This window comes from Thermoflexus sp., from assembly GCF_042408815.1.
GTDB lineage: Bacteria > Chloroflexota > Anaerolineae > Thermoflexales > Thermoflexaceae > Thermoflexus.
The window spans coordinates 95,448-115,705 of the sequence record NZ_JBHOQR010000023.1; the positions used below are offsets into that span (position 1 = coordinate 95,448).

Below are 20,258 nucleotides of genomic sequence, written 5' to 3' on the forward strand. Positions count from 1 at the left end.
GCTCCACCACACCGGCGCCACGTCCTCAAAGAAGGCGCACCGGGATCCCGCGTTCCGCCAGGTAAGCCTTCACCTCGGCGATGCGTAGCTGCCGGAAATGGAAAACCGAAGCGGCCAGGGCGGCGTCTGCTTTCCCCACCGCGAACACCTCATAAAAGTGCGCGAGGGCGCCGGCCCCGCCCGAGGCGATCACCGGGACGCCCACGGCTTCCGCCACGGTCCGGGTGAGTTCCAGATCATAGCCCTCCTGGGTGCCATCGGCATCGATGCTGGTGAGCAGGATCTCCCCCGCCCCGCGCCGTTCCGCCTCCTGGGCCCATGCCACGACATCCAGGCCGGTCGGCGTGCGCCCCCCGTGGATGTAAACCTCCCACCGGGAGGGCCCGACCCGTTTGGCGTCGATGGCCACTACCACACACTGGGAGCCGAAGCGCCGCGCCGCCTCGGTGATCCGCTCGGGATGCTGCACTGCCGCTGTGTTGATGCTGACCTTGTCTGCCCCGGCTCGCAGCAGGGCCCGGAAATCCTCTACATCTCGGACTCCCCCGCCCACGGTGAAAGGAATAGAGAGGACCTCCGCCACGCGTCGGACTACATCGAGCAGGATGGCGCGATCCTCATAGGATGCGGTGATGTCCAGGAAGACCAGCTCGTCGGCCCCTTCCTCCTCATACACGCGGGCATGCTCAACGGGATCCCCCGCATCCCGCAGATGGACGAAACGCACTCCTTTCACCACCCGCCCGGCGTGAATGTCCAGACAGGGAATGATCCGCTTCGCCAGCATGGTCTGAGCGCTCCCTTTTCCGCGATCCCCTGGGTTGCAGAGGCAGTCTCTCAATCTCCAGGAAGGATCCAAAGAGGGTGGCGAATGGGATATCCGCCTCCATTAGCGCCTGCCGCTGTTCGATCAGGCGCTCTCGTCATTCAGCGGAAGGAAAAGGCACGGCTGCATGGTTCTCTCCTTCCAGATCCCGCAAGCGGGCGATCGCTTCTCGCAGGGTGAAATACCCCTCATGCAGCGCCCGTCCGAGGATCAGCCCGGCCAGGCCTGGGAAAGCCCGCCGTCCGGCTTCTTCGATGTGGGAAAGAGCCCCGATCCCTCCGGAGACGAGAACCCGGACGCCCGTGGCCCGGGCGACCCGGGCGGCCCCGTCCAGATCCGGGCCGGCCAGGGTTCCATCCCGCATCACGTTCGTGTAAAGGGCCCAGCGCACGCCCCGGGCGGCCCATTCCCGAGCGAAGGCGATGGGGTCTCCGGCTTTTTCCCGCCAGCCGGCCACGGTGAGCTGTCCCTCCCAAACCTCCACCGCCAGGACCAGCCGGTCCGGTCCGAAGCGGGCCAGCGCCGCCTCCAGCGCGGCCGGATTCCGCACGGCCATTGTCCCGACCACAGCGCGCTGAACGCCCAGCTCGAAGGCGCGCTCCAGGTCTTCCAGCGTGCGCAGCCCGCCTCCCAGCTGCACCATGAGCGGCGTTTCGCGGACCAGCCGAGCGATCCCTGTCATGCTGGTTCCCTCTGCTCCGAAGGCGCCATCCAGGTGGACCACGTGGAGCCAGCGGGCTCCTTCCTCCGCCCATCGGAGAGCCTGCTCGATCGGGTCCGTGGCATACACGATGCGGCGCCGGGGATCGCCCTGGATCAGCCGGACGACCTGGCCCTGGAGGAGATCAATGGAAGGGATCAGCTCGATCTTCATGAGCTCGGATACGTCCATGGGGACAGGGATTACGCCGCTGATTCTGGATCTGGGGACTGGGCGAGCCATCGGAAGCGACCGACCCAGCCTGCGGGTGATTTTCTCCCCAGCCATGGGAGAGGCGGGTTGGCCCCTCAAAGCCTCAGGAAGTTTCGCAGGATCTGCTCGCCTGCGCGATGGCTCTTCTCGGGGTGGAACTGGACCCCCATCACGGGCCCTCGCGCGACCATCGAGGCGTAGCGGATCCCATAGACCGTAGTGGCGATCACATCGGCCGGATCCTCCGGCTCGCAGTAATAGCCGTGAACGAAATACACGTAAGCGCCGGGAGGCACACGGTCGAGCAGGGGATGGGCCCCGGCATGCTCCAGGCGGTTCCAGCCGATCTGAGGCACTTTGCCGGCCTCAGGGGGAAAACGGCGCACCCGGCCACGCAGCAATCCCAGACCCCTGTGGTGGCCCATCTCCTCGCTTTCCTCAAAGAGCAGCTGCATCCCCAGGCAGATGCCCAGCAAGGGGATCCCGCTGGCGACTGCTCGCTTCAGCGGCTCGACCCACCCGCGCGCCATCAGCCCGGCCATCCCATCCCCGAAGGCACCCACTCCGGGCAGCACGATCTTCTCCGCCCAGCCCAGGTCCTCCGGGCGCTCGCTGAGGCGCACCTCCGCCCCCAGCCGCCGGAACGCCCGGACCACGTTTCCCAGATTCCCGATCCCATAATCGATCACCAGCACCCGTGTCATGCGCGCTCCAGCCAGAGCGTTTCCCCCTATTTTAGCGCAACCGATTATCCCCTCCCCATTGCAGGTGCGTGACGAAGCATAAGTCGAGAGGGCGACAGCGTCCTTCTCCTGAAGCTTCAAGCCATGAGGGGGGATTACGGTTTTGGGGGATCCAGCGGGGATGGGGGAGAAAGCCCATCCCCCATTCAGGGGATTGTTCAAGGCATGCGGGCCTGAGGGCGCTGGAGCGCCCGGATCGCTTTGACCTAGGCCTGGCGTGCGTAGTGGATGGATTCCGCCAGCAATTGCATGGCCTCCTGGGGATTCTTGACCGCGGATCTCCTTGCCGGCCTTCGAGAGGCGAAGCCCTAGCCTCACAAGCTCCCGCTCCGTGCCGCCTGTTCGACCACCTGCCGGGCTGCCTGCAGGTTGACCTCTGGCGCGTGGATTGGAACGACGCAGCCGGTGCCCAGGATGAACCGCCGCCCGCCGGTCCGGGCGATAGCCTCCCGGGCTTCTGCCTCCACGTCCTGAGGGGTCCCCAGCACCAGGGTCTGGATCCGGGAGAGCCCTCCCAGCACAGCCCCCCGTACTTTCTCCCTTCCTTCCTCCAGCGCGGGCGGCGTCTCCCGATCGTGCCAATTCCAAACGGCGACCGGATAATCCATGAAAAGATCGAACATCACCGCCTCCCCATGGAGGTGGAGGATGTTCAGCCAGGCGTCGACCGCCACCTCCAGGATGGCCAGATCATAGGGGCGACCGAAGGCCCGATATTCCTCTGGGGAAAGCAGGAGGTAAGACGCATGCTGGACTGCGTAGAAGATCCCGTCCACCCCGAGTTCCAGGGCCGCGCGGATGAAACGGCGGGTGCTTTCCGTGATGGTCCGGAGACCCATCTCGAGCGCTTCGGGATGACGTCTTAGATGCAGCAGCAGTCGCTCGGGACCTGCCAAGTTCTTCGCCTGGGCCAGGGGGCTGAACACAGTCACCACCACAGGAACCTCCGGGAGCGCCTGGCGGATCCGCGCCACCGCTTCCAGGTGTTCCCGCAGGGCTCCCCGCGTGGGATCCAGGACCGGCAGGGCGGCCCAATCTCGGGGTTCCTGCACCGGGTGCCGGATGTAGCGCCGGGTCCCTTCAGTATCGCCTTCCCAGCGGTCCTCGACCCCCCAATCCCGGACGCAATAACTGGAGGCAGGGGTGATCTTCACGAAATCGAAGTCGAAGCGGTGCTGGAATCCGATCACCGCCTCGGCGAAGGCGCTCAGATCCTGATCCGCGACCGGGAAATGCCGCCACAGGGCCACCGGCGGGCGATCCACCGCATCGCCCCGAATGGCAGCTTGAAGCCGCTCACGTTTCTCCATCGGCGCCTCGTATGGTTTCCAGATGAGTCTGGGCAAGCCGGGAGAGGATTTGAGCTTTGGCGCGATCGTCCAGGGTGGGGGCCAGTTCGATCACCTTCTCGAAAGCCTGGATGGCCTTCTCTTTTTCTCCCTTCGCTTTGCAGGAGAGGGCAAGCCCGTAATAAGCGTCTACCGCATTCCCATCCATTTCGATGGCCCTGCGGAACTGCTCGATCGCCTGATCGTATTGCTTCTTCACATGGAACTCCCATCCGAGATCGATATAAGTCCTTGCAGGCTCAGGCATGGGCGCTTCCCCCTTTTGTATATCGTTTTCCAGGCAAAGCGTCCACCAGCCAGAGGATGCGGCGCCGACGTCTGCGCCCTGTTTGAGATTATATCGCATGCGGGGGGCATTCGGTCGAACCTTAGATTGGAGGCCGGGAGTTCTCCTTCCTTGTAGGATGCCATGCGTTCCGGCTTCATCGTTGGGTCCTGTCCAGATCCTGTCCAGTGATGCAAAATTAAGGGAGGAGGAAGGGATGGGGCAGAAAGGCCCGCTGCGCTGGCGGGGCGGCCACGGATGGCTGGTGCTGTGTGGGGGAGAGGAGGCGGAAGAGGTGCACCGGATGGCGATGGCCCGGAGCGCCCCTGAAGGCCTGGTGGTGGTGGTCATGGCCGCCGCCGAAGATCCGGAACGCGCTCAGCGATATGAACGGCAGTATCGAGAATGGGGAAGCTCTCCATGCCGAGTGCTCACCCTTCGCTCTCGAGAAGAAGCCTTCCAGACCGCTCATGCCCGCCTGCTCCTGGATGCCCGTCTGATCCTGATCGCCGATGGGGATGTGCGACGCCTGCTGGAAACTTTCTTCGACACGCCTGCCCTTCAGGCGATGATCACCGCCTATCATTCCGGCGCGGTGGTGCTGGGGATCGGGGCGGGGGCCGAGGCCATGGGAACCTGGGTGCTGCGCTCCGGCTGGGAGGAAACGCTGGGGGCCTGGGGATGGTTGCCAGGCGCTTTCATCGTAAGCCACTACACACCGGGGGCTGCGCGGGCTCTTCAGGCGGCCCTTCACCGGCGACCCTTCGCTTACGGGATCGGCCTGGCGGAGGGCGCGGCCCTTGCCCTCGGCCCGGGCGATCAGATCGAGCGCTGGGGAGAGGGGGAGATCACCGTGATCTTCGGAGCCCGCTGGCTGGATCGCGAGGAGGCTCGATGAGCTCCGAAATAAAGGCCCCTCTCTGGGATCTGGGGGGTCGTCCGTTTCGATCGGAGCGCCCCCTACGCCGAATCGTCTCCCTGGTGCCCAGTTTGACGGAGACCCTGTTCGATCTGGGGCTGGGGGATCGGGTGGTGGGGCGGACGGACTACTGCATCCATCCGGCGGAGGCGCGATCGGTTCCCTCAGTGGGGGGGACGAAGAACCCGGATCTCGACCGGATCCTTGCGCTGCGACCGGACGTGGTGTTCGTCAATGTGGAAGAGAACCGGGAGGCGGACGCGCAGGCCCTGGCGGCCCGGGGGATCCCAGTGGCGGTGTCTTTCCCTCGTTCCGTGGTGGAAGCCCTCGCCCTCGTCCGGTATCTCACGGTGCTCTTCGGGATCCACCGTTCACCGGTGCTCGAGGAGCTGGAGACCTTGTGGGTGGCCTGTCAGCGGATGAATTCCGAGCAGCGCCCTCGGGTGTTCTGCCCTATCTGGAAGGATCCATGGATGACCTTCAACGCAGAGACATATGCCCACGACGTGCTGACCCAATGCGGGGGCGATAACGTCTTCGCGAGGCGCCGACGGCGGTATCCGCTGGCTGCGGATCTGAACCCGGAGATACCCGCTCGACCGGTTGCGCGGGATGACCGATATCCGCGCCTTTCGGAAGAGGAAATCCGGCGCGCAGCCCCCGAGCTGATTCTGCTCCCCAGCGAGCCGTATCCCTTCCGGCCGGAGGATGCGGAAACGGTCCGGGCATGCTTCGCGGATACCCCCGCAGGACGGACCGGCCGCGTGCGCTGGATCGATGGAAGCCTGCTGTTCTGGCATGGCACCCGCCTGCGGCACGCCCTGCGGATCCTGCCTCCTATCCTTCAGGATGCCTTTGCCCCCGAGGACCGTTTGTCGGTCTGGTAGGGAACATGGGTTCATGGAACCCGGACGCTTTGCGTAGCTCCTGCATTGAGCCATCAGGGTGCGAATGAAATGAAACGACGTCTCATCGTGGGGATCAGTGGGGCCAGCGGGGTCATCTATGGGATCCGGCTGTTGGAGGTCCTGCGCCCGAACCCGGAGATCGAGACCCACCTGATCCTCAGCCCGGCGGCCCGCCTCACCATTGTCCAGGAGACCGATTACACGGTCCGCCAGGTGATCGAGTTGGCGGATGTCGTTCATGCCTTTCACGACATCGGGGCGGCCGTCGCCTCTGGATCCTTCCGGACGATGGGGATGGTGATCATTCCGTGCTCGATCAAGACGCTGGGGGCGATCGTCAGCGGCTACACCTCGGATTTGATGAGCCGGGCAGCAGATGTGACCTTAAAAGAGGGGCGGCCGCTGGTGCTGGTGGTGCGGGAAACCCCTCTGCATATCGGCCATCTGGACCTGATGCGAAGGGCGGCGCGGATGGGAGCGGTCATCATGCCGCCGGTCCCGGCTTTCTACGGCCGCCCCCGCACGATCCAGGACCTCATCGATCAAACGGTGGGGCGAGTGCTCCTGCGCCTGGGGATCGAGAACGATCTTTACGCGCGATGGAAGGAGGATTGAGAAGCGATGACGAGAACCATGGTGGTGGTTCCCACTTACAACGAAGCTGATAATCTGCCCCGCTTGGTGGAGGCGTTGCTCGGGCTGAACCTGCCGGATTTGCAGATCTTGGTGGTGGATGATCGGTCCCCCGATGGGACAGGCGAGGTCGCGGAGGCCATGGCCCGGGCCCACCCGGGCCGCCTGATGGTGGTGCACCGGGATGGCCCTCGGGGCCTGGGACCCGCCTATCTGGAGGGTTTCCGGTGCGCCTTGCAAATCGGCGCGGAAGCGATCATCCAGATGGATGCGGATCTTTCCCATCCTCCCTCGGCGATCCCCCGGATGCTAGAGCGGATGGCCGATTATCACGTGGTGGTTGGATCCCGCTATGTGCCGGGAGGACGGGTGGATCCCCGCTGGGGGCCTGGACGCTACTGGCTGAGCCGCGGGGGAAATTTCTACGCCCGCGCCATCCTGGGGCTTCAGGTCCGGGACGCGACGGCCGGTTTCAAATGCTGGCGCCGGGATGCCCTGGCGCATATGCCCCTGCATCGGGTGCGATCCAACGGATATATCTTCCAGGTGGAGATGGCCTACATCGCACAGCGGCTGGGCTATCGGGTGTGTGAGATCCCGATTTTCTTCGAGGATCGACGGGTAGGGCGTTCGAAGATGAACTGGCGGATTAAGATCGAGGCGGCCTTGCGAGTCTGGGAGCTCCGCTGGCGTTATCGAGATCTGAAGCCGATCTCCTTGGGCTGAAACCTGCACAGCGGGCGCCGTCGGCCCCCCTGCGGCTTTTGGAGGTCAGGCGGGATGCCTTTGGGCGCTGCCCATTCCCTGAAATCCGCTGCGATCTGGCACGAAGATCCCAAGCCTTCCCCTTGACCGATCTCTGAAACCCGAAAAGGCCATGAGCGGAGATCCGGTTCGCTTCGCCCGAGCCCTGGCGGATAACCATCGGCAGCAGATCCTGCGGCTGTTGTGGGGCCGTGAGCTCTGCGTGCGGGATCTGGTCCAGGCCCTGGGTCTTTCCCAGCCTGCCGTCTCGCATCATCTCCGCGTCTTGCAGCAGGCAGGGCTCCTTCGCGCTCGAGAGGCGGGACGTCAGACATTTTACACTCTGGATCCAGAGGCCTTGGAGCGCGGCTTGCGGGCGTTGCGGCTAGCCCTCCGGCCGGTTCGTCGGAAGGGGCGACGGTGATGGGGACGGCCAGCAAGACGGGGTCCTCTTCCCGATCGCTTAGGAGTGGGATCCTCAGATGGATTGCGGATCCTCCACGGGCCAGATCACGACGTCCTCCGCCGGAACGGTGATGGAAAGCCGTTCTCCCGGGCGGGCCTCGATAGTGTTCGCGGGGAAAAGCCAGCGAAGGCGCTCTGTCCCGATCTGCATCCATATTTCCACATAAAGCCCCCGGAAGGAACGGGCAACCACTTCGCCGGCGAGCACATTGGCATGGTCTGACGGGTTCGATCGAGGGGTGTGGCGGATCAGGATCCGGGCTCGAGCATGCGGCGAAATGGGTCCCCTAGGCCGGCCCTGCAAGATCCCGAGGGGTGTCCAGACCTGAGCGATGGCCCCCGGAGTAAGCACACGGCCCTCCAGGAAGGTGCCTAAATCCAGAAAACGCGCCACGAAGGGTGTGGCCGGATCCTGATATAACACCTCCGGCGGGCCGATTTGCTCGATCCTTCCCTGGTGGAGGATCAGCACCCGATCCGCCACGGCCATCGCCTCGCTCTGATCGTGGGTGACATAGAGAGCGGTCATCCGTTCGGCCTTCAAGAGCTCCCGGATCTCCCTCATCAGCTGCTCCCGCAGCGCCCAATCCAGGGATCCCAGGGGTTCATCCAGCAGCAGGACCGCGGGCCGCGGAGCCAGACTGCGAGCCAGGGCGACCCGCTGCTTCTCCCCCCCAGAGAGGGTGTGGACCTCGCGCGACTCATAACCGGGTAGCCCGACCTGATTCAATAGGGCGCGCACGCGCTCCCGGATCTCCAGCTCTGGAAGCCGCTGCATGCGCAATCCGAAGGCGATGTTTTCAAAAACATTCAAATGGGGGAAGAGCGCGTATTCCTGGAACATCAAGCCGATTCGACGGCGGTGTGGAGGGACGCCCGAAAGGTCCTGGCCATCCAGGAAGATCTGCCCCTCATCGGGGGGCTCCAGGCCCGCGATCAGGCGCAGGAGCGTGCTTTTCCCGCTCCCGCTGGGGCCCAGGATCCCCATGATCTCCTCATCGGCGACTTCGAATGTGACATGATCGAGGGCCACCTGAGGACCGTAGCGACGGGTCAATCGGATAATTTTCAGGTGAGGCATCGGCTCTTCGGATTCCTCTCTCCCCGGTTTTTCAGGACGCCGCGCGTTCTATCAGCCTGGGACCGATAGCCCTATCCGCTCCAGCAACGCGGTGACGTTGTCGCACCATGCGGCCCGATCCTCCCGGCCCTCGCTCAGATCCTTGAGGATGCCGGCGAGGGCGTCGTGGATCGGTGTGGGCACTCCGACTCGAGCCCCGTAGCGCGCCACCGCGCCGCAGTAAGCCTCGATCTCCAGCCGGGCCCCCCGTTGCAGATCCTGGTGTAGGGAGGGAAGTTTCCCTCCCCGTCCCCACGCCCCCATGAAAGCCAGCAGCGGTCGAACGACAGAGGCAGGCCCCCAGCGCATCGCCCATGCCAGCAGCGGGATCGGATATCCGGGAAGCGAAACGGGTCGTAAGCCCAACGCGCGCATGACCGCAAGGGCTTCCCGAAACGCCGCCCGCTCCACCGCGAAGGTCCGGGGATCCCGGAGCACCCGCTCCGTGGGCCAGTCCAGGATCGCACAGGTGGCGTTGGCGATGAGGTTGAGCAACAGCTTGGACCACTTCATCGCCTGGGGGTCCGGGTAGAGACGGGTGGAGAAGCCAGCCAGCTGCAGGATCGCCTGCCACTCTCGCAGATCCTGAATCGGAGCCATGGGAGCCAGGCCTAATCCACCGCGGGTCCGTTCCAGCCGGACGATCCCTGGCGCGACGGTGGAGAGGGGCTGGGTGAGGGCCCCCGCCACGACACGGTCGGCCCCGAACGCGGCGGCCAGCCGGGCTTCCCCGTCGACGCCGTTCTGCCAGCAGAACAGCAGCGCAGAACGCCATCCCTGGCGCTGGATCGCGGCGATGGCTGCTTCCGTATCGTAAGCCTTCACGGTGAGAAAGATAGCATCCACCTCCGAAGGGATGGCATCCAGATCCGGGATGGCGTGGGGCTGGGTGGTCAGCTGCAACCCATCGGGGCGCAGGAGGATCAACCCATGGCGTCGGATGGCCTCGACCACAGCGGGGCGGCCGAGGAGGATCACCTCATGGCCGAAGGCGCTCAGCATCGCCCCCAGATATCCTCCGACCGCTCCTGCGCCGAAGACCAGGATCCGTCGGGCGGGAAGGGGTTTCACCGACATGACGAGCTCAGGCCTTCACCCGCGCCGTCTCATGGATGATCCCTAGGAACGTCTCCGCCTTCAGGCTCGCCCCGCCCACCAACGCTCCGTCGATGGTGGGGCGACTGACGAATTCCGCGATGTTCTCGGGGGTCACGCTCCCTCCATAAAGGACGCGCACCTGTTGCGCGACTTCTGACCCGAAGAGCTCTTCCAGGGTTCCTCGAACCCAATGCCGGATCACCTCCTCCGCATCCGCTCCGGTGGCCGCCCGGCCGGTCCCAATGGCCCAGACGGGCTCATAGGCGATGACGAGGCGGGCAGCCTGCCCCGGCGAGAGCCCTTCCAGCGCGCGTCGGGTCTGGGTGGCCACCACGGTTCCGGTCTCCCCGGCTTCGCGCTGAGCTAGCGTCTCCCCCACGCAGAGAATGGGGGTCAGGCTGTGGCGCAGGGCGGCAAGGACTTTGCGGCGGATCATCTCATCATCTTCATGGAAATACTGTCGGCGTTCCGAGTGGCCGATGATCACATATCGGCACCACTCCTTCAGCATCACCGGGGAGATCTCCCCGGTGAAGGCCCCGGCGTCCTCCCAGTGAACGTTCTGGGCTCCCACAAGGATTGAGGAGCCCTGCAGCACGGCGTGAACAGCAGGGATCGCCGTGAAGGGAGGGCAGAGCACGACTTCCACTGTTTGGGTCCGGAGGCCTTCTCGGATCGCCCGGGCCAGCGCTTGCCCCTCTGCGGCTGTCTTGTTCATCTTCCAGTTCCCGGCGATCAGTGGTTGTCGCATCGTCCACCTCGCCCGATGAGACAGCGAATGAGGAAAGCTCCCGTTTTCTTGCCATGTCGCTGGAAGGCGGGTTTGGGAGATTGTTCGCCTCCGCGCTGAGAAAGACGAAGTTGTCTTCAGGATTCTGCGCGGAATCCGGAAAACGCTTCCGCTCCTCGCTGATGAGAGCCCCCACGGGGAAGTCCGGTGTGTCCCTTCTGCCCCCTCTATTTTATCGGGTCCCCGGTTTTTCAATCGCTCGGCGAGGATTTCAAGGCCGGGCATGAGGCCCTCGGCGCCCTGCACCGCGCGAATGCTCCCCCCAAGAAGCTTAGATCCGAGGGGGGAACCACCCGCAGCGCGCCATCCCCTGAAGAAAGCGGAGCCCCCAGTGTTCATTGACGCGCTCCCGTTTTGGTGCTAATTTAGCAATGGGAGGACGTTTTCATTATCCCCTTTCCGCATCTCGAAGGGCCGCGGTCAAGGAACCACCCGGTTTTCCAGATTCAAGCTTTCGGCGAAATCGTGAGGGGCGCAGGATGAAGCTGGAAGAGATGAAATGCGTTCCGTGTCGAGGCGATGAGCCCCCCCTGACCGAAGCGGAGATCATGGCCTTGCTTCCCAGCGTTCCGGAATGGCAGGTGGTCGTCCGGGATGGTATCCCTCAGCTGGAAAGGACCTTCCGTTTTTCGAATTTCCGAGAGGCGCTGGAGTTCACGCGGGAGGTGGGGGAGCTGGCGGAGAGCGAGGGACATCATCCGGTGCTGGTGACCCGCTGGGGCCGGGTGACCGTGACCTGGTGGACGCATAAGATCCGCGGGTTGCATCGGAATGATTTCATCATGGCCGCGAAAACCGATGCCCTCTACCGGAAGAGGATTCTTTCAGAACCGACATGAGCGGTTCTTCCCTGTCGTCCGGAGGCCATGTTCTGTCGATGCCCCGCGAAAGCGTTGTGAGAAGAGCCTCACAAACAGGATGGGGATGGGATGGCGGAAACGATCCTGGTCGTCGATGATGATTTGCAGGCGGTGAAGCTGATCGGCCTGATCCTCCAGCGCAAGGGGTATCGGATCATCCCGGCGACCAGCGGCGCGCAGGCGCTGGCCAGGGCGGAGATCGAGCAGCCCGATCTGATCATCCTGGATGTGATGATGCCGGGTATGGATGGGCTGGAGGTTTGCCGGCGCCTGCGGGCGAACCCGAAAACCTCCGGGATCCCGATCCTGATGTTCACGGCGAAGACCGCCGTGGCAGATAAGATCGCTGGCTTCCAGGCGGGCGCGGACGATTACCTGACCAAGCCAGTGCATCCGGCGGAGCTGATCTCCCGAGTGGAGGCCCTGTTGCAGCGCGCGGCCCGCCTGAAGGCCGAGGCGACCGCCAGGATCCAGGCGGCCACGATCGGTTTCCTGGGCGTGAAGGGCGGGGTGGGAACTTCCACCGTGGCGCTGAACACTGCGGTCGTCCTCGCCCAGGGAGCCGGCCACCTCCCCCCAGCGGTCCGAACGCCCCCTCCGGATTTCCGCTATCCTCGAGTGGTCCTGGCCGATCTGGCCCCGCATGGGGGGTTGGCCTGCCTGCTTCGGCTCTCCCAGGCCCTGGGGCTGCCGAATGTCCTGGCCTACCCGCCCCAGGAGCTGGATCCCCTGACGATCGAGAAATATCTCACGCGCCATGTCAGCGGGTTGCGGATGTTGCTCGCTCCCTATATGCCACGGCCGGTAGTGTTCTCTGCCGCCCCCATTCGCACCCTGGCCCGCCATCTGGCATCGCTGGGGGACTACGTGCTCTTTGAAATGGGGCATACCCTGGATGACGGAGCTCGGGCGTTGCTGGGGGAGCTGCGTTATCTCGTGCTGGTTATGGAGCCAACCTCTCTGGCTTTAGTCCATGCCCGTGAGGTCATCTCGATGTTATCCCAGCTCGGGTGGGTTGCCCAGCAACTCGGTCTGGTGGTGGTGAACCGTGCGGTCTCCGGGGTCGCCCTGACCCGACGGCAGATTGAGGAGGCGCTTTCCATTGAGCCGATCGGCTTCCTCTCCCCGGCTCCTGAGCTGGCCCATCAGGCCGTCGATCAGGGGGTCCCCATCGTCATGCTGCAGCCGGATGGCCTGCTGGCGGAACAGTTCCGCGAGCTGGCCCGACGTCTGGTAGCGCTCACGAGGTGAAGATGCCGATCCAGGCTCGCCATCGCCATCCCTGGGATGTCTCGCCGGAAGAGGCGATCGCGATCCAGCAACAGCTTCGCGCTCTGGTGATCCGGGATGGCTCCATGCCGGAACCCGGCGCCATTATTGTTGGAGTGGATGTCGGCTTTCGAGGGGATCTCGCCCGTGCTGCCGCCGTGGCCATGCGGTTCCCGGAGCTCACGCCCCTCGCTCAGGCGGTCGCGGAGGTCCCGGTGACGTTCCCCTACATCCCGGGCCTGCTGGCTTTCCGGGAGGCCCCTGCGATCCTCGCGGCTCTGGACCGTCTGACGCTCGAACCTCAGCTGCTGATGGTCGATGGCCATGGGATCTCCCATCCCCGCCGGCTGGGGATCGCCACCCATCTCGGGGTTTATTTGGATCTTCCGTCCATTGGATGTGCGAAGTCAAAGCTGTGGGGGCGCTGCGAGATGCCGCCGGATGAGCCAGGGGCCTGGACGCCGCTCTGGGATGGGGAGGAGATCATCGGGGCCGTCCTGCGCACTCAGGTGGGGACCAGTCCGCTTTTTGTCTCCATTGGCCATCGCATCTCCCTAGAGAACGCGATCGCTACGGTGATGGCCTGCGTTCGGGGTCACCGGCTTCCAGAGCCCACCCGCTTGGCCCACCTGGCGGCGGGAGGAGCCGATGTGATTTCCTCCGCCCGGCAGCCCCGTTTGCTGTAGAAAGGGCCAGGGATAGGCCACACCGCGGAGGAGGCACTCCCATGGCGAGGCTGCTGGTGGTGGACGATGATCCCGACGCGCGCCGGCGGATGGATCTGCGAGGCCTACCGGTGATTGGATTGACCGCGAAAGCTCAGATGGCCCCCGCAGCGGAGCAGAAGCTCCTGGGCGTGCAGGCCTACCTGACTAAGCCGGTCTCCGCCGAAACCCTGCTGCAAACGGTCCAGGAAACGCTGCAAGCCGCCCGCCCCCTCCTTCCTTCGGGGAATCAGGCGCTGGAGATCGCCTGTGGGGAGAGCTGGCCGGGCAGCGCTGGGGAGTTCCTGGCTTCGGCCCTGGCAGCCGCTCTGGCCGCCCATGCCCCGACGTTCCTGATCGATGTCGAAGGACTAGGGCGAGGAGCCCTGATCTTCGATCTGGAGCCTCATCTCACAGTGGAGGACCTGGAGGTGGGCCGGGATCCGGCCCAAGGTCTGATCCCGGTTCGGGAGCAGCTCCATGTCTGGTCCGTCTATGGACGACCCAGCCCGGTCGCTGTCCAGCAGGTGGCGGAGCGGCTGGCCTCCCAAGCCGGATTTATGGTCTGGATGGTGGGAGATCCGATCGGATCGGTGGCGGCCTCTATCTTCCCTCGGTGTCTGCGGATCTTCTTCGCCTTTGAGAGCCATGGACCCGGGATGCGGCGGGCGCGGCTCGTGCTCCGTCAACTGGAAGGCTTGGACCTTCGATCGCCACGAGTCTGGCCCATCTGGGTGCGGCGCTGGGCGGTTCCTGAGCCATGGACGGAGACAGAGATCCAGAACCGCCTGGGTGGGGTTCCCATTCGGGTCTGGCCGGTGGATCCGGTAACGGCCCATCGGGCGCTGCAGGATGGTCAGCCTATCCAGGAGGTCGAGCCGGAAAGTCCCACTGCGCATCGCATCCGGGAATGGGCGGAGGAGATCTTGGAGCTTGCGAGGGGAAGGAGGGCGCCTTGAACCCGCAGGAGCTGCCGATCCCCCCGAGCATTATGCTCGGCTTCGGACCTGGCTGATCCAGCCGCTGCGGAAGGGGTTCGAAGCCGCCGCCGATGGGAATGACCCCGGAGAGCTGGCGCTGGGTCCGGGATCGGGTCAGCCAGTTGCTGGCCTCCGCGCGGATCTCCCTGCCCCCCGAGGCGCTGGAGCGGCTGGTGGATGAGGTCGGAGACGAGGTCGTGGGCTACGGCCCCATTGGGCTGCTGGTGCGTGATCCCTCCATCACCGAGATCATGGTCAATGGTCCTCATCAGGTCTATGTGGAGCGGGCGGGTAAGATCGTCGAGGTCGATGTGCGATTCCGGGACGAGTCGCATGGGATGGAGGTCATTGAGCGCATCCTTCGACCCGTGGGGCGCAAGGTGGATCGGGCGTGGCCCATGGCCGACGCCCGTCTCCCTGATGGCTCGCGACGGAAGATCACCCGGGTCACAGAGATCCAGGGGATGGAAGGGGATACGGTGGTGCTGCAGGATCCCTTCGTCTTCCAGGCGAAAGCGATCGGGGAGGCATATGGGTAAGGTGGAAGGGGTTCATCGGCCGACCGGGATCCGCCTATCCCCCCAGATTTTCGGGGTGGGAACGATCACCGCCAGCCGGGGGCGATGAAGGAAGGGGCGGGTGGGACGCCCGCCCCTCCTGGCGTTATGAGGGCAGCCGGGCCGCCAGTGCCTGGCGGATCTCCTCCACCTCTGCGTGTCGCCCCAGCTGTTTCTTTGAAAACACCAGCTCTCCGTTCACCCGGACCTCGAAGACGCCCCCGCTGGAGGGGATGAGCGTCCACGAGGTCACCTGGCCTTCGAATTCCTTGAGCAGCTCCTCGGTCAACCTGACCGCTCGAGGGAGATACCCTCAGACCGCGCAGTATTCGATTTCAACCCGCAGCATTTGAACCTCCTCCTGAATCAGGATTCTGTCCGCGCGCACCGGGTTCGTGGTGAAAGGGTCTTGCGTATGGCCTTTGGGGGGTGAGGGCTGCTGAAGTCCCGGCCTGGATTTCCTGCCTTACGGCACATCGTTATACGTCCAGAGACGGTTTGCCAGGAAATTCCAGAACAGGGCGATCCCTACAGCGATCACCTGGGAGATGTTCACGCCCCACCCCTGCCCCAGGCGGGGAATGAGGAACCCCGAGACGGTCCCGAACACCGCGAGGTTGATCCCCAAGCCAGCGGTGTTCACCATGAAAAACTGGGAGATCTGCTGCCCGATCGGCTTCGATCGGGATTCCGGATAGGTCCAGTAGCGGTTCCACAGGAAATTGTTGATCACGGCGGCGGTGAACGAAACGGCCTTGGCCATAACCGGGATCCATCCGCCCAGGAAGATCAGGCTGTTCAGAATCCCGGTATCCACCACAAAGCCCACCGTTCCGACCACACAGAACTTTAGAAAGCGCACGATCTCCTTGCGATACGTTCGGTAAAGATCTCCCCGAGCGAGCCGAAGGGAAAGCCGTCTCTCCACGGGATGTCCTCCATCTCGGGCTCTGGGCCGAAGGTCGTCAGTCCGCGTTCAGAAGCTCCACCCACGCTCCATAGAGGGCAATGAGCAGAGGCAGGTTGGCCACGTAAAGATTATCGAAGAGCTGATGAATGTGCAAATGCATCCACGCGGCCATGATCCCCGCCGCCAGCCCCCTTCGCCATCCGGTGTTTCGCCGCCAGGCCCGCCCGGTCTGAAATCCGATCACCATCCAGAGCCATAGGTAAAGCAGCAAGCCGATCAGGCCAGTTTCCGCGGCCATGTTCAGGTAGATGTTATGGGCGTGGCCCAGCGGATTCGGCCAGCGGATCAGGGCGAAGGCAGGATAAGCGGCGGCGTAGTTCCCAAACCCAACCCCAAGCCACGGATGAGTCCGAATCATCTCCACGGCGGCCTGCCAGTGGGCCAGTCGCTCGATGATGGCGAAGTTCGAATCATTCACCCCCACCCCGCGCACATCGATGACCTGGATCTCCTCCATCGCCCCCATCAGGCGATCTCGAATGGGCGCTGGGATCCACCCGGCCGTCCACAGAAAGATCCCGGTTAGGATCAGGGCCGTCAGAGTGGCCAGACCCCATCGGCCTCGAGCGGGTAACATCCCGATGAGTGTTCCCATTGCCACGGCCGCTCCCAGCCATGCGCCCCGGGACCAGGAAAGGACGAGTGCCAGGAGCGCCATGCCTCCGATGCCCAGTGCTCCCAGCCCCAGTGCCCTCTCCTGAAGGGATCGTTGAGGATGGAAGAGCAGCCCGAAGGCGAGGCCCAGCGCGACCGGCGCGATCAGCCCCATCATTCCGGCGAAGGGATTGGGTTGCTGGAACGTTCCATAGGCCCGATAGAAGGGAAGGCCGGGAAGCTGAAAATGCCCCGGCCCGGTTCCCCCCAGGAGGGCTTGCCAGATCCCAATGCCTGCCTGGAAAGCACCGGAAACCAGCGCGATCCCCAGAAGGATGCGTTGCATGCGCGGCGAGGCGGTCAGGGTGATGATCACCACCACCCCGATTTGCGCCCATTTGATCCATTCCGGGAGCCCCTCCTCCCACGATGGAGCCCAGGAAAGGGAGAGGAGCGTGTAACCCAGGAACAGCCCGTAGGCCCCACTCCAGCTCCATCGCGGCAGAGAGAACGTGCGGTGGGCCAGCCCTCGCCAGATCCAGCCCAGGAGCGCCAGACCCAGGAAGATCTGGGCGCTGGGGAGGGGGGGATGCCAGCGTTCGCCCTCCAGCGGCGCCAGGGGCCCGGTCAGCAACGCCGCCCCCAGGCCAGCTTCGGGGACCCGCAGGAGGGCGAGCAGACCCGCGAAGGCCATACTGATCCCCATCAAGCGCTCCGGCCTCCATGCCAGTAGCAAACCCAGAACGAGGGCCAGAATCCCCCACCCGCGCTTCTGGGCAAACAAGCGTAGCCTCAGCTGGAGTCCATGAGGGGATCGATCCATGCCGGCCATGTCGCGAACCCGGATCCGGGGTGATGGATAAGCCGCCTCGCTCCTCCTCGCTACCTGGCCGAATCTCGGGGAGAGGAATAGAGAGGCTTATCGCCTCTTCAGCCGTTCCTCAAACCACTGAATCGTCCGTCGCAGCCCTTCCTCCAGGGGAATCCGCGGGCTCCATCCGAGGCGCTGGCGGGCTTTCGTGATGTCTGGGCAGCGGCGCTGGGGATCCCCTGGGATCCGTCGATCCGGCAGGATACGGATTCCGGCGGGGTTCCCGGTCAGACGGTTGATGAGCTCCGCAACGATGAGGATGCTGACCTCCTCCGGGTTCCCCAGGTTCACCGGCTCGTGCTCTTCCATCTCGAGAAGCCGCACAATCCCCTCCACCAGGTCATCGATATAACAGAAGCTGCGCGTTTGCGAGCCGTCCCCGTAGACCGTCAGCGGCTCCCTTCGCAAGGCCTGGCCGATGAAATTCGGCACCACCCGTCCATCGTCCAGCCGCATGCGGGGACCGTAGGTATTGAAAATGCGAACGATGCGGGTATCCACGCCGTGAACCCGATGATAAGCCATCACCATGGCCTCGGCGAACCGTTTGGCCTCATCATAGGCTCCTCGCGGCCCGATAGGGTTCACATAGCCCCAGTAGGTTTCCGGCTGCGGATGAACCTGGGGATCCCCATAGACCTCACTGGTGGAAGCCAGCATATAGCGGGCCCCCTTGACCCGCGCAAGGCCCAGGGTGTTATAAGTCCCCAGCGCGCCGACTTTCAGGGTCTGGATGGGGTATTTCAGATAGTCCACCGGGCTGGCCGGCGATGCAAAGTGCAGCACCGCATCCAGCGGTCCCTCGACATAAAGGAAGTGGGTCACGTCATGGCGGATGAAGCGAAAGCGTGGGTGCCCGATCAGATGGGCGATGTTATCGGCCGTTCCGGTCAGGAAATTATCCACGCCGATCACTTCATGGCCATCCGCGAGGAAGCGATCGCAGAGATGGGAACCAATAAAGCCGGCGGCGCCGGTGATCAGGATGCGCATGGAGCGGTTCACCTAAAGCTCGGGATTTGAGAACCTGCGGCCTGGGCTCAACGGCATAAATCCTGCTGATTAACGGAGGGAAAGCCTCCAGTGCGTGAGGAGGATCAGCGCGATGGCTTCCAGCAAGGTGAGCCCGCCGATCCCCACGGCGGCGTCAAACCAGAATTTCTCCGGATACAGGCGGATCAGCGTATCCGTGGGCAGGAAAAGCCATGTGTCTCCTTCGAAGAACACCCGGTGGAACAGGGTGAAGGCGGCATCGAAGCTCAGCAGAAAGCCCAACAGGATGCCCAGGACCAGCCCCAGGGTGAGGAGTCCTCCCCAGCCCAGGCTCTGCCAGGCCAGCGGGCGGGTGGCGGGGGAGAACCAGAGACACGCCCAAGCCCCGATGAGCGCCAGGGCCAGGATCAGGCCTACCCGGAAGGCGGACCTCTGGAGAACATACACATCCTGCATGTGCCGGATCTCCCGCTCGTTGAAGGCTGGCCGCCCATCGGCGAATCGGATCTCCCGCAGGATGCTGGCCCCAGGCGGCTGGGTCACTGAGCGAAGCCCGGTCAGGGCGAGTTCCAGCCGCTCCTCCGGGCTCATCCCGTAGAAATCCGGCGGGAAATCCGGCCGCCCATATTCCAGGCGAATGAACCAGTCGCTCATCAACAGCCGGACGTTCAGCAGGAGCAACACAGCCGGTAGCGAGAGGACGATCAGAGCGGAGAGCACGCGAGATAGCATCCATGCGCTCCTTATCGGAATGGGTTTACACTTCATTCTTTAATCATAACTCCCAGCCCATCAAAGCCGACCCATGCCGCCAGGGAAGGGCCGTAAGGGCGGACGACGAGCTCGCGAGCCTGCATCGCTTCCTGCAAGCGCTGAGCGAAGGCATGGGCCTCCTGGGGGGACCGAGCCGGCCCGTACAGGACTCCCACCCGTTCCGCCTGGGAGAACTCGGCTGCGAATTCGATCAGCTTTTCCAGCGCCTTCTCGGTGGAGCGGGCTTTCTCCAGTGGGAGCAGGGCGCCATCCTCCATCATCAGGAACGGTCGGATCCCCAACATCGTTCCTAGGATGCGCTGGGTTTTGCTTAACAAACGATTGCGCTCCAGGGCTTCCAGGCTCTCCGTCACAAAAACAGCGTAGAGGCGTGAGAGCATCCCTCGTAGCTGTCGAACGATCTCGTGAACCGGCTGGCCCTGAGCGAGCAGGCGAAGGGCCGTTTCCGCGATCCAGCCCTGGGCGATCCCCATCGTTTGGGTATCAATGACGTGAACTGGGCACCGCCCCAGCACGACGGAAGCCGCAGCCCGTGCCCGGGCGACCAGCGGAGAGAGCCGGCCGGAATGCAGAACAGCCACGATGGCCGAGGTGCTGGGGGCCAGCCGGGTGTAAAGCGCCCGGAGCTCCTCTTCCGTCGGCGGCTCGATGGTGAACGCCTTCGTTCGATCCGCAGGCGGCCAGAGCTCGGGAGGGATCTCATCGATCCCCTCCCGGAAGGTTTGATGATCCACCCGAATGGTCAGCGGGATCCAGACCAGTATGTCATTTGGCAGGTCCGTTGCGCTCAGCATGGCCGCGCTATCCACAAGCACCCGGATGGGCATGGATGAAGTTCCCTCCGCTGGCAATGATGAGCACGGAAAACGCCTCGCTCCACCTTCAGAGCCTCCCCTAGCCTGGGGCAGGCCAA

Annotated in this window: 24 protein-coding genes; 10 read left to right on the forward strand and 14 right to left on the reverse strand. The window is 64.2% G+C overall.

Features of this window, described 5'->3' with window-relative positions:
• Positions 1-25: 25 nt before the first annotated feature.
• The 5 genes from hisF to ACFMO3_RS07235 all read right to left on the reverse strand — a co-directional run bounded on the left by hisF (position 26) and on the right by ACFMO3_RS07235 (position 4,078).
• Entirely contained in the window at positions 26-787 is a 762-nt protein-coding gene (gene hisF / locus ACFMO3_RS07215) for an imidazole glycerol phosphate synthase subunit HisF (RefSeq protein ID WP_376789743.1), read from the reverse strand.
• A 136-nt stretch (positions 788-923) separates the two neighbouring features.
• The gene (locus tag ACFMO3_RS07220) at positions 924-1,700 is read right to left on the reverse strand and encodes a HisA/HisF-related TIM barrel protein (protein WP_376789744.1); all 777 of its coding nucleotides are present in this window, start codon (positions 1,698-1,700) and stop codon (positions 924-926) included.
• Positions 1,701-1,834: 134 nt separating this feature from the next.
• Positions 1,835-2,443, reverse strand: coding sequence for an imidazole glycerol phosphate synthase subunit HisH (gene hisH / locus ACFMO3_RS07225; RefSeq protein WP_376789745.1), 609 nt, complete (start codon positions 2,441-2,443; stop codon positions 1,835-1,837).
• 353 nt (positions 2,444-2,796) lie between these two features.
• Positions 2,797-3,792: a uroporphyrinogen decarboxylase family protein gene (locus tag ACFMO3_RS07230; protein ID WP_376789746.1), complete on the reverse strand. Its 996-nt coding sequence runs from the start codon at positions 3,790-3,792 to the stop codon at positions 2,797-2,799.
• Positions 3,779-4,078: a tetratricopeptide repeat protein gene (locus ACFMO3_RS07235; RefSeq protein ID WP_376789747.1), complete on the reverse strand. Its 300-nt coding sequence runs from the start codon at positions 4,076-4,078 to the stop codon at positions 3,779-3,781. The genes ACFMO3_RS07230 and ACFMO3_RS07235 overlap by 14 nt, the downstream gene beginning before the upstream one ends.
• Positions 4,079-4,313: 235 nt before the next feature.
• Here ACFMO3_RS07235 and ACFMO3_RS07240 point away from each other — a divergent pair, with 235 nt between their 5' ends.
• The 5 genes from ACFMO3_RS07240 to ACFMO3_RS07260 all read left to right on the forward strand — a co-directional run bounded on the left by ACFMO3_RS07240 (position 4,314) and on the right by ACFMO3_RS07260 (position 7,724).
• A complete protein-coding gene (locus ACFMO3_RS07240; RefSeq protein ID WP_376789748.1) occupies positions 4,314-4,994 on the forward strand; it encodes a Type 1 glutamine amidotransferase-like domain-containing protein in 681 nt (226 codons plus the stop codon).
• The gene (locus ACFMO3_RS07245) at positions 4,991-5,902 is read left to right on the forward strand and encodes a helical backbone metal receptor (protein WP_376789749.1); all 912 of its coding nucleotides are present in this window, start codon (positions 4,991-4,993) and stop codon (positions 5,900-5,902) included. The genes ACFMO3_RS07240 and ACFMO3_RS07245 overlap by 4 nt, the downstream gene beginning before the upstream one ends.
• Before the next feature lie 69 nt (positions 5,903-5,971).
• Positions 5,972-6,538, forward strand: a complete 567-nt coding sequence (locus tag ACFMO3_RS07250) for a UbiX family flavin prenyltransferase (protein ID WP_376789750.1) — start codon at positions 5,972-5,974, stop codon at positions 6,536-6,538.
• A 6-nt stretch (positions 6,539-6,544) separates the two neighbouring features.
• Complete coding sequence (locus tag ACFMO3_RS07255; RefSeq protein WP_376789751.1) at positions 6,545-7,282, forward strand: polyprenol monophosphomannose synthase; 738 nt, start codon at positions 6,545-6,547, stop codon at positions 7,280-7,282.
• Between the two features lie 151 nt (positions 7,283-7,433).
• Positions 7,434-7,724 carry an ArsR/SmtB family transcription factor gene (locus ACFMO3_RS07260; protein WP_376789752.1) on the forward strand — a complete coding sequence of 97 codons (291 nt, stop codon included), beginning with the start codon at positions 7,434-7,436 and terminating at the stop codon, positions 7,722-7,724.
• Between the two features lie 54 nt (positions 7,725-7,778).
• Here the strand turns inward: ACFMO3_RS07260 and ACFMO3_RS07265 are convergent, their stop codons facing one another.
• Genes ACFMO3_RS07265 through tpiA form a run of 3 tightly spaced genes read right to left on the reverse strand, consistent with a single transcriptional unit; the run spans position 7,779 to position 10,734 of the window.
• Positions 7,779-8,846: an ABC transporter ATP-binding protein gene (locus tag ACFMO3_RS07265; protein WP_376789753.1), complete on the reverse strand. Its 1,068-nt coding sequence runs from the start codon at positions 8,844-8,846 to the stop codon at positions 7,779-7,781.
• A gap of 51 nt (positions 8,847-8,897) precedes the next feature.
• On the reverse strand, positions 8,898-9,962 hold the full coding sequence (locus tag ACFMO3_RS07270; RefSeq protein ID WP_376789754.1) for a ketopantoate reductase family protein: 1,065 nt from the start codon (positions 9,960-9,962) through the stop codon (positions 8,898-8,900).
• Between the two features lie 7 nt (positions 9,963-9,969).
• Entirely contained in the window at positions 9,970-10,734 is a 765-nt protein-coding gene (gene tpiA, locus ACFMO3_RS07275) for a triose-phosphate isomerase (protein WP_376789755.1), read from the reverse strand.
• Between the two features lie 533 nt (positions 10,735-11,267).
• Here tpiA and ACFMO3_RS07280 point away from each other — a divergent pair.
• From ACFMO3_RS07280 to ACFMO3_RS07300, 5 genes are all read left to right on the forward strand, one after another.
• Positions 11,268-11,612 carry a 4a-hydroxytetrahydrobiopterin dehydratase gene (locus tag ACFMO3_RS07280; protein ID WP_376789756.1) on the forward strand — a complete coding sequence of 115 codons (345 nt, stop codon included), beginning with the start codon at positions 11,268-11,270 and terminating at the stop codon, positions 11,610-11,612.
• 90 nt (positions 11,613-11,702) lie between these two features.
• Entirely contained in the window at positions 11,703-12,884 is a 1,182-nt protein-coding gene (locus tag ACFMO3_RS07285; protein ID WP_376789757.1) for a response regulator, read from the forward strand.
• 2 nt (positions 12,885-12,886) lie between these two features.
• Entirely contained in the window at positions 12,887-13,588 is a 702-nt protein-coding gene (nfi, locus tag ACFMO3_RS07290; RefSeq protein WP_376789758.1) for a deoxyribonuclease V, read from the forward strand.
• A 41-nt stretch (positions 13,589-13,629) separates the two neighbouring features.
• Positions 13,630-14,565 (forward strand): hypothetical protein, encoded by a 936-nt coding sequence (locus ACFMO3_RS07295; protein WP_376789759.1) that lies wholly within the window; start codon positions 13,630-13,632, stop codon positions 14,563-14,565.
• 92 nt (positions 14,566-14,657) lie between these two features.
• A complete protein-coding gene (locus ACFMO3_RS07300; protein WP_376789760.1) occupies positions 14,658-15,125 on the forward strand; it encodes an ATPase, T2SS/T4P/T4SS family in 468 nt (155 codons plus the stop codon).
• A gap of 124 nt (positions 15,126-15,249) precedes the next feature.
• Here ACFMO3_RS07300 and ACFMO3_RS07305 read toward each other — a convergent pair whose 3' ends face one another.
• The 6 genes from ACFMO3_RS07305 to ACFMO3_RS07330 form a co-directional block, all read right to left on the reverse strand.
• Entirely contained in the window at positions 15,250-15,492 is a 243-nt protein-coding gene (locus tag ACFMO3_RS07305; protein WP_376789761.1) for a SelT/SelW/SelH family (seleno)protein, read from the reverse strand.
• A 117-nt stretch (positions 15,493-15,609) separates the two neighbouring features.
• The gene (locus tag ACFMO3_RS07310; protein WP_376789762.1) at positions 15,610-16,071 is read right to left on the reverse strand and encodes a GtrA family protein; all 462 of its coding nucleotides are present in this window, start codon (positions 16,069-16,071) and stop codon (positions 15,610-15,612) included.
• A gap of 37 nt (positions 16,072-16,108) precedes the next feature.
• Positions 16,109-17,413 carry an O-antigen ligase family protein gene (locus ACFMO3_RS07315; RefSeq protein WP_376789763.1) on the reverse strand — a complete coding sequence of 435 codons (1,305 nt, stop codon included), beginning with the start codon at positions 17,411-17,413 and terminating at the stop codon, positions 16,109-16,111.
• Between the two features lie 213 nt (positions 17,414-17,626).
• Positions 17,627-18,571, reverse strand: a complete 945-nt coding sequence (locus tag ACFMO3_RS07320) for a UDP-glucuronic acid decarboxylase family protein (RefSeq protein ID WP_376789764.1) — start codon at positions 18,569-18,571, stop codon at positions 17,627-17,629.
• 69 nt (positions 18,572-18,640) lie between these two features.
• Entirely contained in the window at positions 18,641-19,303 is a 663-nt protein-coding gene (locus tag ACFMO3_RS07325) for a TIGR01906 family membrane protein (RefSeq protein WP_376789765.1), read from the reverse strand.
• A gap of 32 nt (positions 19,304-19,335) precedes the next feature.
• Entirely contained in the window at positions 19,336-20,172 is an 837-nt protein-coding gene (locus ACFMO3_RS07330) for a DegV family protein (protein WP_376789766.1), read from the reverse strand.
• Positions 20,173-20,258: the final 86 nt, after the last annotated feature.

Excerpts from the sequence above, each read along its gene's own strand:
- ACFMO3_RS07300 (WP_376789760.1), top strand. The coding sequence starts at position 14,658 with ATGGGAATGACCCCGGAGAGCTGGCGCTGGGTCCGGGATCGGGTCAGC.
- ACFMO3_RS07315 (WP_376789763.1), bottom strand. The coding sequence starts at position 17,413 with ATGGGGATCAGTATGGCCTTCGCGGGTCTGCTCGCCCTCCTGCGGGTC.
- ACFMO3_RS07330 (WP_376789766.1), bottom strand. The coding sequence starts at position 20,172 with ATGCCCATCCGGGTGCTTGTGGATAGCGCGGCCATGCTGAGCGCAACG.
- ACFMO3_RS07295 (WP_376789759.1), top strand. The coding sequence starts at position 13,630 with ATGGCGAGGCTGCTGGTGGTGGACGATGATCCCGACGCGCGCCGGCGG.
- ACFMO3_RS07230 (WP_376789746.1), bottom strand. The coding sequence starts at position 3,792 with ATGGAGAAACGTGAGCGGCTTCAAGCTGCCATTCGGGGCGATGCGGTG.
- ACFMO3_RS07265 (WP_376789753.1), bottom strand. The coding sequence starts at position 8,846 with ATGCCTCACCTGAAAATTATCCGATTGACCCGTCGCTACGGTCCTCAG.
- ACFMO3_RS07245 (WP_376789749.1), top strand. The coding sequence starts at position 4,991 with ATGAGCTCCGAAATAAAGGCCCCTCTCTGGGATCTGGGGGGTCGTCCG.
- ACFMO3_RS07255 (WP_376789751.1), top strand. The coding sequence starts at position 6,545 with ATGACGAGAACCATGGTGGTGGTTCCCACTTACAACGAAGCTGATAAT.
- ACFMO3_RS07320 (WP_376789764.1), bottom strand. The coding sequence starts at position 18,571 with ATGCGCATCCTGATCACCGGCGCCGCCGGCTTTATTGGTTCCCATCTC.
- ACFMO3_RS07235 (WP_376789747.1), bottom strand. The coding sequence starts at position 4,078 with ATGCCTGAGCCTGCAAGGACTTATATCGATCTCGGATGGGAGTTCCAT.
- nfi (WP_376789758.1), top strand. The coding sequence starts at position 12,887 with ATGCCGATCCAGGCTCGCCATCGCCATCCCTGGGATGTCTCGCCGGAA.
- hisF (WP_376789743.1), bottom strand. The coding sequence starts at position 787 with ATGCTGGCGAAGCGGATCATTCCCTGTCTGGACATTCACGCCGGGCGG.
- ACFMO3_RS07285 (WP_376789757.1), top strand. The coding sequence starts at position 11,703 with ATGGCGGAAACGATCCTGGTCGTCGATGATGATTTGCAGGCGGTGAAG.
- ACFMO3_RS07260 (WP_376789752.1), top strand. The coding sequence starts at position 7,434 with ATGAGCGGAGATCCGGTTCGCTTCGCCCGAGCCCTGGCGGATAACCAT.
- ACFMO3_RS07325 (WP_376789765.1), bottom strand. The coding sequence starts at position 19,303 with ATGCTATCTCGCGTGCTCTCCGCTCTGATCGTCCTCTCGCTACCGGCT.
- ACFMO3_RS07220 (WP_376789744.1), bottom strand. The coding sequence starts at position 1,700 with ATGAAGATCGAGCTGATCCCTTCCATTGATCTCCTCCAGGGCCAGGTC.
- hisH (WP_376789745.1), bottom strand. The coding sequence starts at position 2,443 with ATGACACGGGTGCTGGTGATCGATTATGGGATCGGGAATCTGGGAAAC.
- ACFMO3_RS07280 (WP_376789756.1), top strand. The coding sequence starts at position 11,268 with ATGAAATGCGTTCCGTGTCGAGGCGATGAGCCCCCCCTGACCGAAGCG.
- ACFMO3_RS07240 (WP_376789748.1), top strand. The coding sequence starts at position 4,314 with ATGGGGCAGAAAGGCCCGCTGCGCTGGCGGGGCGGCCACGGATGGCTG.
- ACFMO3_RS07250 (WP_376789750.1), top strand. The coding sequence starts at position 5,972 with ATGAAACGACGTCTCATCGTGGGGATCAGTGGGGCCAGCGGGGTCATC.
- ACFMO3_RS07270 (WP_376789754.1), bottom strand. The coding sequence starts at position 9,962 with ATGTCGGTGAAACCCCTTCCCGCCCGACGGATCCTGGTCTTCGGCGCA.
- tpiA (WP_376789755.1), bottom strand. The coding sequence starts at position 10,734 with ATGCGACAACCACTGATCGCCGGGAACTGGAAGATGAACAAGACAGCC.